Consider the following 14,234-nt stretch of genomic DNA (forward strand, 5'->3'; position numbering starts at 1 on the left):
ATGAAACCTCAACTTCCTTAGCTCGGCGGCTTATACAGGTGTAGTGCGGGCAAACAAGCGGGATGTTAGCCAGCTTAAATACAGAGTCTAGAAAACCTTGTAGCGCTCTCAATGGCATAGAGAAAATGCGTTTCACCATCAGTGCGGTAGTAATGGCTAAGTCGCTGAATCGGCGAGGTCTACCACGCTTGCCTTGTTTGTTTTGTTTCCACTCAGCTATCGTTTCCTCATCAATCCAAAAGGTCAGAGAACCACGGTTGATTAAGGCTTTGTTGTACTGCTTCCAGTTAGTTGTTTTGTAACGAGGTTTAGGCATGAGGCTACGACGATTGATGGGGGTAGCCGATCAGATCGTAGCTTCTAGATTTAGTTCCATCGATTTAAGCAACAAAGCCTATTCCCCAAGCCGCTATGGTCAACAAGCCACGTGGTTACATCGACTCAGAGAAGTGGGATGAGGGTATGACGGCTTTGTTCATCAAGCACAATACGAATTACTACCACAACGAGTATGACCGCTTGGAAGACAGCGATTATCTCTACAGTAATTTGAAAGTCGGGATGAACCTAGGCTTATGGCAATTTCGCCATGATGGTTACTTCCGTTATCTCGAGGATGAAACGAAATACACCACGTTAAACACCTATGTTCAACGTCCAATTGCATCGATAAATAGTTCGTTGCTATTAGGTGAGTCTTACACCAATGGGTCGATGTTTGGTAGCTTGTCATTCAGTGGTATTCAACTGTCGACAGACAAGCGCATGCTGCCGCAGAGTCAGCTTGGTTACGCCCCTGAGGTTCGAGGTGTCGCGGCGACTTATGCCCATGTGGTTATTAAGCAGCAAGGCAAAGTGATTAAAGAAGCCGATGTGCCCCCTGGTCCCTTTGTGATCAGCGATTTGAACGATACCAAGAGCGACGGTGAGCTAGAGGTATTCATTCATGAAGCAGACGGCAGCGTGAGTTCATTTAACGTTCCTTACTCGTCGGTACCACTGTCGGTTAGACCAGGGCAAGTGCTTTACAACACAGTAATAGGGGATGTTCGTGGTTATGAAGACGTTAGCAACTGGTTTGCAGAAGGCTCTATTCAGCAAGGTGTGAATAACCGTTTAACGCTCAACTACGGTCTTCGCATGGGGAAAGACTATCAAGCTTACTTAGCTGGTGGTGTGGTTGCGACGCCGATAGGTGCCTTTGGTGTGAACAGTACATTCTCTTTCGCGCGAGTCTATGAGGAAGAAGAGTATCAAAGAGGTTGGCAAGTAGAGATGAACTACGGTCGCTCATTCGATACGGGAACAAACTTCTCCTTGTTGGCATACCGATACTCTTCTGAAAACTATAAGGAACTTGAAGATGTTCTCGGACTAAGAAAGCAACGCCAAAACACCAGTGATGACGATTACGACTATCAATCTCAGTCACTAAACCAACGAAACAGACTGACGATGTCGGTGAGCCAGTCGCTGAACGAGTATGGCACCATCAACTTAAGTGGCTCTTTGGTGGATTACTACGACGGTGATGAGAGTGTGGATTATCAAGCGAGCTACAACAATCACTGGAACAGCATTTCGTACAACGTCAGTGTCGGTCGTCAGTATTACTACGGCACACAGGATAGCGGTGACTACGAAAGTACAGTGGCGCTGGGTGTATCCATTCCATTTGATTTTTATGACCGTTGGTCAACATTTGGATTCAACCATACGCACAGCAAGTCGAACGAATCTTCGACGGCTAATGTGTCGGGTACATTGGGTGAAGATGCGCCAGTTTCCTATTCGGTTTATGCCGGTCGAGAAGGCGACAGTAATACCTATGGTGGCAGCTTATACACAAGAACTCCTTATGGCGGCGTTTCTTTAGCGTCTGCGAGTGGTGAAGACTACCATCGCCTGTCTGCTGGTATTTCTGGCACGGTCTTGGTGCATGGTGGAGGCGTGACTCTTGGTCCTTATACCAATGATTCATTTGCTCTGGTTGAAGCCAAAGGAGCGAAAGGTGCCAAAGTCATGAACGGGCAAGGCGCAAGAATAGATGATTCTGGCTATGCATTACTGCCTTCTTTAATGCCTTACCGTTACACCGATGTGTCATTGCAAAGCACTGGGTTGGATAACGGCGCAGAGATTAAAACGGGCAGTCGCAAAGTGGTTCCATATTCCGGTGCCGTCGTGAAGGTCAAGTTCGAAACCTTAAAAGGAAAAGCGGTGCTGATTAACACGACTCTGGATGAAGGTGGCATTCCTCCAATGGGGGCAGACGCGTTCGACCAACAAGGCATCAAGATTGGCATGGTAGGCCAAGCGGGACAAGTCTATGCCCGATTGAAAGAAACGAATAAGGAAGTGATTTTGCGTTGGGGAATGGGCAAAGAGTGTCACATTCGTTACACGCCACCTAAGTCTGACAAGGTCCTTCTTCTTACAGAACAAACCTGCATGATGAGGTAAACATGAACAATTCAATCAGGATGATTGGCCTATCCGTTTGGTTTGTAAGTGCATCAGTTTTTGCAACTTGTACCAAGCTGAACACAACCAATCAGAACTACTTGTCTGCGGAAGCGCAAAGCGCAGGCTATTACGTGAGTAATAACTTTGTTGGTGCCGCTGACGGATACTTTGGCCAGTATGGCTTGCCAAGTGTCATCAACATCAATAGCGGCAGCAATTTTCAGCCTTATGGCAGCGTACTCGCATCAGCAACAACGTCATTCTTAGGCGCTGCAAACCGCACGCCTTATGGAGATAAGCAAGTGTTGTTTCGCTGTGACTTAGCGGATAAGGATGACTTGTGGGAGTACTACTCGGTAAATGGTGACGATGGCTATGCGGGCCAGCATGACGTCCCCGATATTCCAGGAGCGTACTACTCAGATTACCGCTATGCCGCATTTCGTCTGACCAATTTAGCGACGGGTGAATACTACTCACGCTACTGGAAATCGAGAAAGCTCAACCCAGACGACATGTTTCAAGACAGCAATTACATCTATGTGCATGCCGGATTGTTCAGTGATGTCAGTGTTGAGGTTTTGAAAGTGACGGAAGAGCCGTACAAAAACTACGGTTTGAATTACGGTCGATACCGACCAACCGCACAACGTGTTCAAGGTTACATTGCGTTTAAAGGCGGCGGCCGAAGTGCAGGGCTGAGCGTTGGCTGTGACCACGGTGGAGGTTGCTACAGCGGCTGGTATGGCGATTGGCCTGGCGCATGGGGGTGGGCAAATCAAGTGACCTTCATCCGAGGCGCATTTTGCCAAGTTTCAGATTACACTCCTGTGGTGACCATACCTAAAACAACGGCGGCGTCCTTAAATGGCGGCATACCTTCACAAGCCAATTTTACTATCGGTCTATCGTGTGAACTTGATGCGGAATCGGGAACCACATCCAACACCAGCAGCAGCTTGACCGCGACTAGGCCAATAGCAATTGGATTGCTAGCTAATTCAGCCAACGCCGTTAGCCAAGCCGAGTTGTTGGGACTTAAAACAACAGGCGGAGGTTTGACGTACTTGCTAAGCAATGACTACGGCAATGCGGGCGTGGCGGAAGGTGTTGGCATCAAGATATATGACGACTCGGGCACCGCGATGAACTTTTTGCCAAGCCCGACTACCGGAACGGGGAATTCTGGTGGGTGGTATGGCTTTAAAGAAGTCACACAACTGGAATCGACAGGCACGTCTTTAGAAACATATCGAGGTCACTTCACGGCCTCACTAGAAAAAATAAGTGGCGAAACCGCCACTCCAGGGACAGTTTATGCACAAGCTCAAATTATCGTTACTTTTCAATAGCTTTATATGCTTGTTCTTTTTCATGGTTCTCAATCTTTGGATATCGACTGCGAATGCTGCCGTCGACATCGATAGAACCCGAATTGTAATGAATGAAGGAGACACCGAAGCCGGCTTTATGCTGGCAAACACTGGCAAAGAAAATGTGCTATTGCAGATTTGGACAGATACCGGGGATCTCACCGTTTCCCCTTCTGAAGTGGAGACGCCTTTGTTCGTTGTTCCGCCTATTTTCAAGATGGCGCCAGAGGAAGTAAGGGGAGCGCGTTTGTTACTTAATCGAGAAGATTTGCAGTTCGATGACCGTGAAAATTTGCTGTGGTTAAACATCTTTCAAGTAAACGAAGTGACAGATGACGCCAATGCAAACAGCCAAAAGATCGTTTTGCCATTGAGGCTGAGATTAAAAGTTTTTGTTCGTCCCGAAGGGATTGATAAACCAAACAAACAAGCCTTTGGGAAGATTCGCTTCATACAAACAGGGGAGAGCATTAAGGTCGTCAATGAACTGCCTTGGTATGCGAACTTTCTCGCTATCAAAGTAGGAGAGGAGAAGTTTGAAAGAATCACTGTTGAACCTTTCTCCAGCATTAATCTAACGCTGGCTCAACAACTAAAAACACAACAAGTACAGTTCGACATCCTAGGAGATGACGGCAATACAACAAACTATAAAAGTACCTTGGTTAATTAGCATTTAAGTGGTGGATTTATGAATTACAAATTTGAGAGGGAGCTCGCTTCTTGGCTAGAGGAAAAATCAATCTCTAGAAAAGAACTGATCGCGATTTTACAGCAAAATTATTACGAAGAATTTAAAGGTTTGGACACGATCACTTTGAGTCGTTGGTTGAACGGGAAAGTGGTGCCGCCTTTGTATAAACAGTTCTACATAGCACGTTCGTTGGAAGTGAGCTTGATAGATATCTTCCTTAATATCGATGAAAGCCTGCATAAATTTCCAGTGCGTTATGCATCGGTCGTGGCTAACTTGGTAAAAGCATTCGACTTCTCGTTAACCGCGCTCTCGTACTACAAGGTGACAGAATGCGTTCGAAGTGAAGTGCGTTGTCAGACTTACTATGAGCATGTGGATACATTCCAAGATTTTTACAGCAATGTGTCCGCTCTAGAGGGCTTCATCAGTGAACTTTATGCGATGAAGACGGACATCAAATATCAATGTATTTTGTTGAAAAATAAGAGAGATGACATCGTTGGTCACTGGGCGGGCATCCTCAATTTGGAGAAGTTGAATAACCTACCAAGCTTTATTTCTATTCCTGAAAGTGAGCTAAAGCGCAGTTGCTTAGTGAAGCTGGGATACTCCATGAACTCGACTCACTTCTTTGAATTAGTGGTGCAGGCTATTTGCTATTACTTACTCGATCTTTATAAGACAAAAGACTACGTATACATGTTTGTTTCTGGGTATCCAATCCTAGAACTAGCGAAAAAAGTGTTTAACGCAGAAGAAGTGAAATACTACCCACCGAAGGACAGAAGCCAAAAAGTCGGCTTATACCTTGTTAAGGTGGATATCGTTCGTTCCATTGCAAACCCAATTTTGATCCCTAAGGTCAAAAAGAAACTTCAGTGTCTGCAAGATACCAGCAAAGATTGCAGCTTCTGTAATTTGAGACAGTTTTGCTAGCTCTCTCCTTAAAGACTGACCGCTCGCGTATTATATAAGAACCCTTGTAAGCCCCAAAAAGGCACCTGATGTAGAGTGATATCGCTTCGCTCTAGGTGAGACTCGACCCGTTCAATGATCAGCTTTGTGCGGGTCCTCTTACTCAGTTCAATAACTTTGTTGTAGTAGTTGTCTTCGGCTGAGTGTTCGACTTTCACGAATTGATAGAATCCAGAAAGTAACTCTTGCTCTCTAAAATCAGCGTTGAGGTCATAATCATCCACGGCCAACAGCACTTTGTGGTCGCGGAGAAATTCAAAGCCTTTGCGAACGCTAGAACAGTCTTTACAGACATTTCGTTCAGTGATTTCAATGACTAAATAGGCGTTAAGTGCTTCTAACGCGTTCTTAAGCATTACTAGATCGCACAGTAGATACTTATCGCATAGATTGCTTCTCTCTAGGTTGATAAAGAGGTGTTTGCCGGCGAAGTCACTCACATGGCGATTAATGTATCGCTCTAATCGAGTGACTAACGCACGGCTTAGATGTGGATATTTTATTTCTCTTTTATAGACGTCGTTAGCAAGTTTCTTTGAAAGATTGATAGGGTCGATCAAAACTTCGTAGCCAAGGTTTGTTCCGTTTTCATCGACGATCTCTTGTAGCTTGTAATTGATATCAGAAAGGTTGGTCTTGCTGTTTTTATTTAAGTAATCTTCAATCAAAAAGCACATTTGTCCGTTATTCCATTTTCTTGAACATGATGGTGATGAACTCCATCTCTTCATCGGAGATAAGTGGTTTCTCATCGAGTAGCGATTTCCTTTTAAATTCAATGACGCCTTTGATTTCGTGGAGCTGTTCTGGCCTCATTTCATTAATGCGTTGTTTTATGTAATTAAACTCGCTGTGTTCTACGCTATTCATGCTCATTCCATTGCTAGTGTATTACTGTGTCGCGGGTTGTTATCGACGAGGTAAATGTAATAAAAACCACCGAGCATTGAGATGGCACTTCTATATAAAAATGTCCTAAACTGCTAAGCCTTTCTAAGTGCTCATATTTCCCTATCAGGTTGCACCATTGATGTCGGGCTTCGCAATTCTCCTTTGGTTGCCATTGAATTGTTTGATTTTTAATCAGAATGAACTAGCGTCAAGAAAGGAGCAGGGAGAGAAAATATGCTGACTTTAAACTATCACGTCGAGATTGCCGCGACGCCTCAACGCGTATGGAGCGTGTTGACCGATGTCGAACTATACAAGCGATGGGCGCAAGCCTTTTCACCTCAGTCTCAATTTGATGGTGCATGGGAAGAGGGAAGTGACATTACTTTCTTTGATCCAGATATGGGCGGGACAAGGGCGATCATCGATACGGTGCTGCCGCTGCAAAAACTCGAGTTTCATCATGTTGCCATTTTTAACCCGGATAATCGGCAGCAGTTGGATGGGGATTTGGCATCTAAGTGGATCGGATCGCGGGAGATCTATCAGATCGAGACGATAGAAGATCGCTTGTTGCTGAGTATCACCATTCATACTCACAGTGATTTTGTGTCGATGTTCAATCATGGTTGGGAAAAGGCACTGCCGTTGATCAAGCTCATCAGCGAAGAGTAAGGTTAGATTGCGGGTCAATTTGGGCTGACGACAGGTTGCTTGTGGGTATACAATAGCCGCCAATTTGCGCACCAAGAGAGTTGATGATGGAATTTAAGGTTGATACCCACACGCATACGTACGCCAGCGGCCACGCTTATAGTACGTTGATTGAAAACGCGAAATCGGCAAAAGAGAACGGGCTGGATATGTTCTGCACGACCGACCACGCTGAATCAATGCCGGGTGCGCCTCATTACTGGTTTTTCTCTAACCAGAAAATTCTGCCTCGCTTTCTTGAAGGCGTTGCGATTATTCGCGGTGTTGAATCTAACATCATGAACACCAAGGGTGAGATCGATATTCCAGATAGCGTTGATCGCAACTTGGATTGGGTGATTGCTAGCTTTCATGAGCCAGTGTTCCGTCCAGCGGATAGTGCTACGCACACTGAAGCGCTGTTGAACATCATCAAAAACGGTCGTGTTGATGCGCTAGGCCATTTGGGTAACCCCAACTTTGACTTCGATTTTGAAGCTGTATTGAAGTGCGCTAAAGAGCACAATGTCGCGATTGAAATCAATAACACCACATTGAAAGGCAACAGCCGTGTCGGCAGCGTAGACCGTTGCCATGAAATTGCACAAATCGGTAAAGAGCTCGGTGTCTTCTTCACTACAGGCAGTGATGCGCACTTCTGCCACGATGTAGGTAACCTGAGCTTGGTGGGTGAGTTAATGGATAGAGTCGGTATCGACAGCAGCAAGGTTATTACTCACTCAGCACAACAATTCTTAGCCTTCTTAGAGCTGCGTGGCCGTATGCCAATTGCAGAGTATGACGAGATTCGCAACGCATAAACTTGATTACATTTTTGGTTATGCAAGTGTTAAGGGATTGCTTTACACTGCTCGCATTAAAAAGCCGACTCAGAATTCGGCATTCAATGGAGAAGTGAAGATGTTACGTCCTTTAGTATTGGGGTGTGTAATTGCGTTAGGCTCAACGTACGCAATGGCAGAAGCCGTCGACTTAAAACAAAACATGAAGCAGATGAAGATGGAATTCAAACAGGCGGCAGAAGCGTCTGATGTTGAAACTATGAAATCTGCGATTGATAGCTTGCAAGCGATCGTTGAACAATCTAAGCGTGGTAATTACCCACCAGAGAAGTTCGATATCTACCTAGAAGGCTTTAACAAGCTGACGGTAACGCTAGATAAGATTGAAGCGGATCTTGATGCGGGCAAGCTAGAAGAAGCGAAAGACCAACTGCGTGAAATCGATAGCCTTCGTGAAGAGTACCACGACAAACGCAACCCAAGTATCTGGAGCAAACTGTTTAGCTAACCGTTTATCCAACTTGAAGAAATGACCATTAGCCTGCCACTTCGGCGGGCTTTTTTGTGCCTGTCAATCGAGGTATTCAAGAAAACCTGTGAGGTAGCAACCACTTATTGATCCTGTTTTTGAGCTACCACTCAGAATTGGTTACGCTGTGTGAAATTTGTTAAGTCACCGTTATGCGTAGATTAATTCCTTTTTACCGCTCGATGTTATTTGCTAGTGCTCTCAGTTGGGTGCTAGTGACGCTGATGCCTGTTATCAATGCTCATGGTAACAGCATGGGCGTGTGGGCGACGTTATGTACGCTTGACGGTTTTGAGTTGGTTCAAATAGAAGAGGGCGACAATTCTGTCAGCCACAAAGGTAAGCCTTGTCCTTTTAGCCACTTCTCGACTTTTCATCACGATACACTTCCAACGACACCAATACTCTCAAGACTGAGCTTGGTGCTTTCTGACAGCTACGCTTATTTGGCTCTAAGTGTGCGATTTGAAACACCAGTTCCTCGAGCGCCGCCAGTTTCCCTTTTCTCATAACAAAAACCATAACAAGTAAAGTCACATAACACTGCCACTTCGAGCAGTGGTACTCCCAAATCTAAGTCAATTAGCGCTGCATACGAATGTGTATGTGCAGTTGCGTTTGGCTGAATTTGGGTGTTCAACAATGAAAAAAGGAAAATACACATGTTGAGAAACTCGGCAAAGCCTCAACTCAAGGAAGCCTCACGCGCAAAATCCATCTACTTTATGACGTGGCGATGGCACTTCTACGCAGGTTTGTTCGTCATTCCATTTATGCTCATGCTTTCCCTCACTGGGTTGGTGATGTTGTTTGATGATGAAATCGAACTGGCTCGATACGAAGCGACATTGCAAGTTTCACCACAAGAGCAAATGGTTCCTGTCTCTGCACAATTAGAAACCGTAAAGCAGGCGTATCCCGATTTTAATGTCACTCAATTTGTACCTGCTAAAACGGCCGATATTGCCAACCGATTCTCGATTCAAAACCAAGAAGGCAGCTCGCTGATTGTTGCAGTAAATCCTTACACAGGAGACGTACAAGGCACCATTAATCGTGGTGATAGCATTTATGAACTGATGAACAGCATTCACGGCACATTGCTCATCGGCGACCTAGGCGACCGTTTAATTGAAATCGCCGCAAGTCTGGGGATTTTGCTGTTGGTGTCTGGTTTGTACCTTTGGCTACCGAGAGACAACGCCAGCCGTGCTGGCTTTTTGAAAATTCGTTTTGGCAGTGGAACTCGTATTTTGATGCGAGATCTGCATGCGAATTTAGGCGGTGTGCTATCAATTGTTCTGTTGTTCTTTTTGATTTCAGGTCTGTCTTGGGCTGGGATATGGGGCGCGAAAATGGTGCAAGCTTGGAATACCTTCCCAACCTATTACACATGGGGTGAGAAACCAGAGTCGACACTGGCACACAAAGATCTTAACCATGGTGCTTCAGAAGAGATGCCATGGAACTTAGAGCTTGCTGCTGTGCCAGAGTCGAAAGACAAACCCGCTCATGATCATGCCAATATGAAGGAAGAGATGGCATACGCAGGCAACCATGATGCGCTCTCCATTGATGATATCATCCTCAAGGCTGAAATGATGGGCTTCACTGGCTATAAGCTGTTTTTGCCACGCTCTGAGACGGGCGTTTACACCGTTGCAGCTAACTCTATGGGCGGCGATATTTCCGACCCAAGACAAGATCGCACCAGCCACTTTGACCAATATTCCGGTCGCTTGTTGGTAGATGTAACGTGGCAAGATTACAGCCTATTTGCCAAGCTCATGGCGGCAGGTGTGTCACTACACCAAGGTGATGTCAGTGTGCTTAACAAAGTACTCAACGTGGTGTTCTGTTTGGCGTTCATCTTAATCTCAATCACAGCTGTGGTGATGTGGTGGATTCGTAGGCCAAGTCGCAGTGCTGCATTGGGCGCGCCACCTAAGTTTCAGCAAGACGGTATTTGGAAGCTTGGTTTAGTAACGTTGGTAGTATTGTGTCTGGCGTTCCCGATGGGCGGTTTGGCGATTGTTACGGTTCTCGCATTGGATTGGTTGTTGTTTAACCGCGTCGAGAAGCTGAAAACGGCGTTGAATTAGTAACAGACAAAGAATGGAATAGTTAAAGAGCCAGCGACGTGCTGGCTCTTTTTATTTCTGGTAAATCTCCAGTGGCAAGCCATCTGGGTCTTGGAAGAAGGTAAAGGCTTTGCCTGTGAATTCGTCAATACGAATTGGCTCAACTTCAACGTCATTCGATTCTAGGTAGGCTTTTATTTGCTCAACATTATCAACCAAAAACGCGAGATGTCGTAGCCCTTGTGCTTCAGGAAAGCTCGGTCTCTCTGGTGCGCCCGGAAAGCTAAACAACTCCACTTGGCTGCCGTCAGGTAAAGCGAGGTCAAGCTTGTAGGAGTCTCTGGCTTCACGATAGTTTTCAGCAATGACTTTTAATCCCAATACTTCAGTGTAAAAGCGTTTTGATCTTGGGTAGTCGCTGCAAATGATCGCGACGTGGTGAATGGCATTAAACATGGTTAGTGTCCTCGGAGACTAAATGCTCCTTAACGAAGTCGATAAACACGCGCAGACGAGCAGGCATGTATTTGGTTTGCGCATACTGCATCGCGATAGCGCCATGGTAGTTACTCTTGATCATCCAATCCGGCAGAACCTCCACCACTTCACCTTGCTCTAACGCGTCTTTGATCACGAAGTCATGGAAGATTCCAATTCCCAAGCCAGACTTAACCCCATTCAAGCGCATTTGAGAATGGTTGACGGCGTAGCGTCCACTTACTGCAATCGAATGAAAGGCTTCCTCTTTAAAGAACGACCAGATGTTGTCTTTGTCGTTCTCGGCAAGGTAAATACAGTCGTGCTGCTCAAGTTCAGTGGGATGCTCAGGCATACCATGTTTGGCTAGGTAATCTGGAGAGGCGCACAAAACAAGGTTGGTCTTGCTGATCTCTTTGAGTACCAGATTTTCATCGGGTTTGTCGGTGAGCTTAAATGCGACATCAATGCCTTGGCGGAACAGATCGATCTCACCATCTGCTGCACGCAGCTTAAGCTGAATATTTGGATAACGTTCTAGGAATGGCAACACAAACGGTTGAAGCACCGAATTAAGAAATGCTTCAGGGGCTGCTACTGTGAGTGCACCTGTTGGCTCGGCATGATCTTCCGCAGATAGCTCAACGGCTTGCTGCGCGGCATTCACCATTGCGATGCTTTGGTCGTAAACCTTTTGTCCTGCTTGAGTGATGATCAACTTACGAGTCGTGCGCTCAAACAATTTGACCGAAAGCGCTTGCTCTAATCGTGTGATCAACTTACTTAAAGCCGATGGCGTCACGCCGAGTTGTTTGGCTGCTGCGGTAAAACTGCCTTCGTTTACCACTAAGATAAACGAAGCAAGATCAGGAAGTAGGGCAATGAGTTTTGGATTAACCATAATTGTTCAGTTCTGCGCAGCGGAATAACGATATTGTCTGGTACGGTTTCACGAGGTTCAAGTGTCACTGTCTCGCTTTAACGATATTTTGCCAAAAATGCATTGAGTTCAGGCAAGCCAGATTCACCAGTATGGTATTGCTGCCAACAGTGATAAATGGCCGTTTCGTGGTCTGCAATCAACTCGATAGCTTCTCGCTCAGCGATTGAATACTGCTGTGAAGCTTTCACTTCTTCATGCCACTCTCGATACTTGACCTCATAAGGTTCTACCCATTTCAGAAGAGTCGCCACCAACTCTTGCCATGGTAAATCAATCCATTTGGTTGCATCTTCCAAGCCTTTATCCAGCATCTCTTGGTATCGACTTTCTATATCCATGCCATTTTTCAGCAGTACAGGTTTGAGCTTTTCTGCGGTGAGTTCTTCCACTTCAATCAAGGTTTGCCACAGCGTTTGTTGTTCACTTTGGGCGTAATGGCTCAAGTAGTGGTTGAAAAAAGCGATGCCGTAGATTTCGCCATAGTAGGCAGACAGAACGTTATCAATCATGGTGAGAATCGTGATTTAAACAGGGAATACCGCATTGTAGAAGGGGAAAGCGCGAAGTGTAAACACCTGATTAAGAGTAAAAAAGTGCTGCTGACAGAATTCGAACAGAACTTGTGAGAATTTTATGAGAATTCGATGAAGTTGCTGATAGATTTGCTCGTCATTCTTAGAGGCAAGAACGCAAAACGTTCGAAACGTAATGCTTAACCTACTCAAGTCACGAACAAAGAAGTAAAGCCGTATACATGGGCTTGGGTAGTTCAACCCTCATTAAAGGATGGAATCACAATGAAAAAACGTACCCAACTCGGACTCGTCATGACTTCAGTCGCTATGGCACTAGGCTCTGCATCAGTGAATGCGGCGGAATTGGAAATCACCGTGACAAACGCAACCAAAGGCATCTACTTTACGCCTCTTATTGTTGCTGCACATGGCTCTGATCTTCAAATGTTCAGAACGGGTCAAGCAGCAACGCCAGAACTAGAAGCAATGGCAGAAGGCGGTGATATCTCTGGTCTTGCTAGTGTGATTGGTAACGCTGGTGGTGCGGTGGTTGAGAACCCTGCTGGTGGTATTTTGAATCCGGGTGTGGCAACCACCTTCACCTTAGACAGTGGCGACCACGGTTATCTTTCTCTGAGCGCGATGTTGTTGCCAACCAATGACGGTTTTGTCGGCCTAGATAGCTGGAAGATTCCAACGGAAGCGGGTACATACCGAGCAACGCTAAGAAGTTACGATGCCGGTACAGAAGCGAACGATGAACTTGCGTCTAGCATGCCAAACCCACCTTTCATTACCTTTGGTACTGGCGGCACAGGCGTTGAAGCAACGGTAACTAACGACAAAGTTCACGTGCATCCGGGTAACCTTGGTGATAGCGACCCAACTGGCGGCATCAGTGACCTAGACAGCAGCAGCCATCGTTGGTTAAACCCAGTCGCAACCATCACAATCGTTGTGAAGTAAGGGGGATGTATGAAATACAGAATCTTACTAGTAGCAGCTTCAGTCGGCTTGCTCGCCGGTTGTCCAAGCGATGATGATAATGACGTAGTGAAATCGTACCGCTACACCGTCAACGTGGCGAACTTGACTGCGAATCAACCTATGTCTCCGCTCGCGGTACTCACTCACAATGGTGACTACCAACTGTTTGAAATTGGACAAGCGGCATCTGTTGAACTTGAGCACCTTGCCGAAGGCGGTAGTAACGCTGAGCTGATTGAGTTGATGAACAGCAATGACAGTGTTTACCAAGGTATTTCGGGCAATGGATTGGTGTTGCCTGGCGCATCGGACGAAGTCACCATCACGGTTGACCCTAGTCGTTACGGTTATTTGTCTGTGGCGTCTATGTTTGTAAATACCAATGATGCTTTTGTTGGCGAAACGGGGTTATCGCTCAAATCGCTCGCAGTAGGTGAAAGCTACGAAATGAGCATGAACGTTTGGGATTCCGGCACAGAATTGAACGATGAACTTGCTGCAACCATTCCGGGCCCAGCAGGTGGTGGTGAGGGCTTCAATGCCGCTCGTAATGACAGCAGTGACGTTGTTGCATTCCATGCGGGTATTGTCAGCCAAGATGACGGATTAGCAAATTCAGCACTTTCTGCGAACCATCGTTTCTTGAACCCAGGTGCGAAAGTCACCATCACTAGAGTCGAGTAACACAGGCTCCGATGACGTCTCCTTTCCAAAGCGCTTGTAGCCGAGCGCTTTATCCCTCATGGCGTCATCGGAACCTTTTTTGAAAGAATTTCTAATTTGTTCCGGTCATGTGCAAAGTGA

Annotated in this window: 17 protein-coding genes; 11 read left to right on the forward strand and 6 right to left on the reverse strand. The window is 46.0% G+C overall.

Annotated features, from left to right (window positions below; translation table 11 throughout):
• On the reverse strand, positions 1 to 316 hold a 316-nt coding region (locus ATB78_RS07085; protein ID WP_179946996.1), incomplete at its 3' end, for a transposase.
• Between the two features lie 80 nt (positions 317 to 396).
• On the opposite strand from ATB78_RS07085, the gene ATB78_RS07090 reads away from it, so the two are divergent.
• The 4 genes from ATB78_RS07090 to ATB78_RS07105 are packed head-to-tail and all read left to right on the forward strand — an operon-like array spanning position 397 to position 5,472.
• A complete protein-coding gene (locus ATB78_RS07090; RefSeq protein ID WP_276278477.1) occupies positions 397 to 2,463 on the forward strand; it encodes a fimbria/pilus outer membrane usher protein in 2,067 nt (688 codons plus the stop codon).
• A gap of 2 nt (positions 2,464 to 2,465) precedes the next feature.
• Positions 2,466 to 3,818: a fimbrial usher protein StbD gene (gene stbD / locus ATB78_RS07095; protein ID WP_061008223.1), complete on the forward strand. Its 1,353-nt coding sequence runs from the start codon at positions 2,466 to 2,468 to the stop codon at positions 3,816 to 3,818.
• The gene (locus ATB78_RS07100; RefSeq protein ID WP_061008224.1) at positions 3,784 to 4,512 is read left to right on the forward strand and encodes a fimbria/pilus periplasmic chaperone; all 729 of its coding nucleotides are present in this window, start codon (positions 3,784 to 3,786) and stop codon (positions 4,510 to 4,512) included. The genes stbD and ATB78_RS07100 overlap by 35 nt, the downstream gene beginning before the upstream one ends.
• 18 nt (positions 4,513 to 4,530) lie before the next feature.
• Positions 4,531 to 5,472, forward strand: coding sequence for a hypothetical protein (locus tag ATB78_RS07105; RefSeq protein WP_061008225.1), 942 nt, complete (start codon positions 4,531 to 4,533; stop codon positions 5,470 to 5,472).
• A gap of 8 nt (positions 5,473 to 5,480) precedes the next feature.
• Here the strand turns inward: ATB78_RS07105 and ATB78_RS07110 are convergent, their stop codons facing one another.
• Both ATB78_RS07110 and ATB78_RS07115 read right to left on the reverse strand, forming a co-directional pair.
• Positions 5,481 to 6,188 carry an EAL domain-containing protein gene (locus tag ATB78_RS07110; protein ID WP_061008226.1) on the reverse strand — a complete coding sequence of 236 codons (708 nt, stop codon included), beginning with the start codon at positions 6,186 to 6,188 and terminating at the stop codon, positions 5,481 to 5,483.
• Positions 6,189 to 6,195: 7 nt separating this feature from the next.
• On the reverse strand, positions 6,196 to 6,381 hold the full coding sequence (locus ATB78_RS07115; RefSeq protein WP_033005232.1) for a hypothetical protein: 186 nt from the start codon (positions 6,379 to 6,381) through the stop codon (positions 6,196 to 6,198).
• Positions 6,382 to 6,636: 255 nt separating this feature from the next.
• Between ATB78_RS07115 and ATB78_RS07120 the strand changes: the two genes are divergently transcribed.
• From ATB78_RS07120 to ATB78_RS07135, 5 genes are all read left to right on the forward strand, one after another.
• Complete coding sequence (locus ATB78_RS07120) at positions 6,637 to 7,077, forward strand: SRPBCC domain-containing protein (protein WP_005436019.1); 441 nt, start codon at positions 6,637 to 6,639, stop codon at positions 7,075 to 7,077.
• Positions 7,078 to 7,163: 86 nt separating this feature from the next.
• Positions 7,164 to 7,916 carry a phosphatase gene (locus tag ATB78_RS07125; protein WP_039987536.1) on the forward strand — a complete coding sequence of 251 codons (753 nt, stop codon included), beginning with the start codon at positions 7,164 to 7,166 and terminating at the stop codon, positions 7,914 to 7,916.
• 100 nt (positions 7,917 to 8,016) lie between these two features.
• Entirely contained in the window at positions 8,017 to 8,406 is a 390-nt protein-coding gene (locus ATB78_RS07130) for a cytochrome b562 (protein ID WP_005436021.1), read from the forward strand.
• 173 nt (positions 8,407 to 8,579) lie between these two features.
• On the forward strand, positions 8,580 to 8,939 hold the full coding sequence (locus ATB78_RS28250; RefSeq protein WP_081096574.1) for a hypothetical protein: 360 nt from the start codon (positions 8,580 to 8,582) through the stop codon (positions 8,937 to 8,939).
• A gap of 150 nt (positions 8,940 to 9,089) precedes the next feature.
• Positions 9,090 to 10,529, forward strand: a complete 1,440-nt coding sequence (locus tag ATB78_RS07135; protein WP_061008227.1) for a PepSY domain-containing protein — start codon at positions 9,090 to 9,092, stop codon at positions 10,527 to 10,529.
• 51 nt (positions 10,530 to 10,580) lie between these two features.
• Here the strand turns inward: ATB78_RS07135 and ATB78_RS07140 are convergent, their stop codons facing one another.
• The 3 genes from ATB78_RS07140 to ATB78_RS07150 all read right to left on the reverse strand — a co-directional run bounded on the left by ATB78_RS07140 (position 10,581) and on the right by ATB78_RS07150 (position 12,437).
• Positions 10,581 to 10,964 carry a VOC family protein gene (locus ATB78_RS07140; RefSeq protein WP_005375080.1) on the reverse strand — a complete coding sequence of 128 codons (384 nt, stop codon included), beginning with the start codon at positions 10,962 to 10,964 and terminating at the stop codon, positions 10,581 to 10,583.
• Positions 10,957 to 11,886, reverse strand: a complete 930-nt coding sequence (locus tag ATB78_RS07145; protein ID WP_061008228.1) for a LysR family transcriptional regulator — start codon at positions 11,884 to 11,886, stop codon at positions 10,957 to 10,959. The genes ATB78_RS07140 and ATB78_RS07145 overlap by 8 nt, the downstream gene beginning before the upstream one ends.
• Before the next feature lie 77 nt (positions 11,887 to 11,963).
• The gene (locus tag ATB78_RS07150; RefSeq protein ID WP_061008229.1) at positions 11,964 to 12,437 is read right to left on the reverse strand and encodes a hypothetical protein; all 474 of its coding nucleotides are present in this window, start codon (positions 12,435 to 12,437) and stop codon (positions 11,964 to 11,966) included.
• A 288-nt stretch (positions 12,438 to 12,725) separates the two neighbouring features.
• Here ATB78_RS07150 and ATB78_RS07155 point away from each other — a divergent pair, with 288 nt between their 5' ends.
• The gene (locus tag ATB78_RS07155; protein ID WP_005384002.1) at positions 12,726 to 13,409 is read left to right on the forward strand and encodes a spondin domain-containing protein; all 684 of its coding nucleotides are present in this window, start codon (positions 12,726 to 12,728) and stop codon (positions 13,407 to 13,409) included.
• A gap of 9 nt (positions 13,410 to 13,418) precedes the next feature.
• The gene (locus ATB78_RS07160) at positions 13,419 to 14,114 is read left to right on the forward strand and encodes a spondin domain-containing protein (protein ID WP_061008230.1); all 696 of its coding nucleotides are present in this window, start codon (positions 13,419 to 13,421) and stop codon (positions 14,112 to 14,114) included.
• Positions 14,115 to 14,234 lie beyond the last annotated feature (120 nt).

It is taken from the genome of Vibrio sp. CUB2, from assembly GCF_001557945.1.
GTDB lineage: Bacteria > Pseudomonadota > Gammaproteobacteria > Enterobacterales > Vibrionaceae > Vibrio > Vibrio owensii.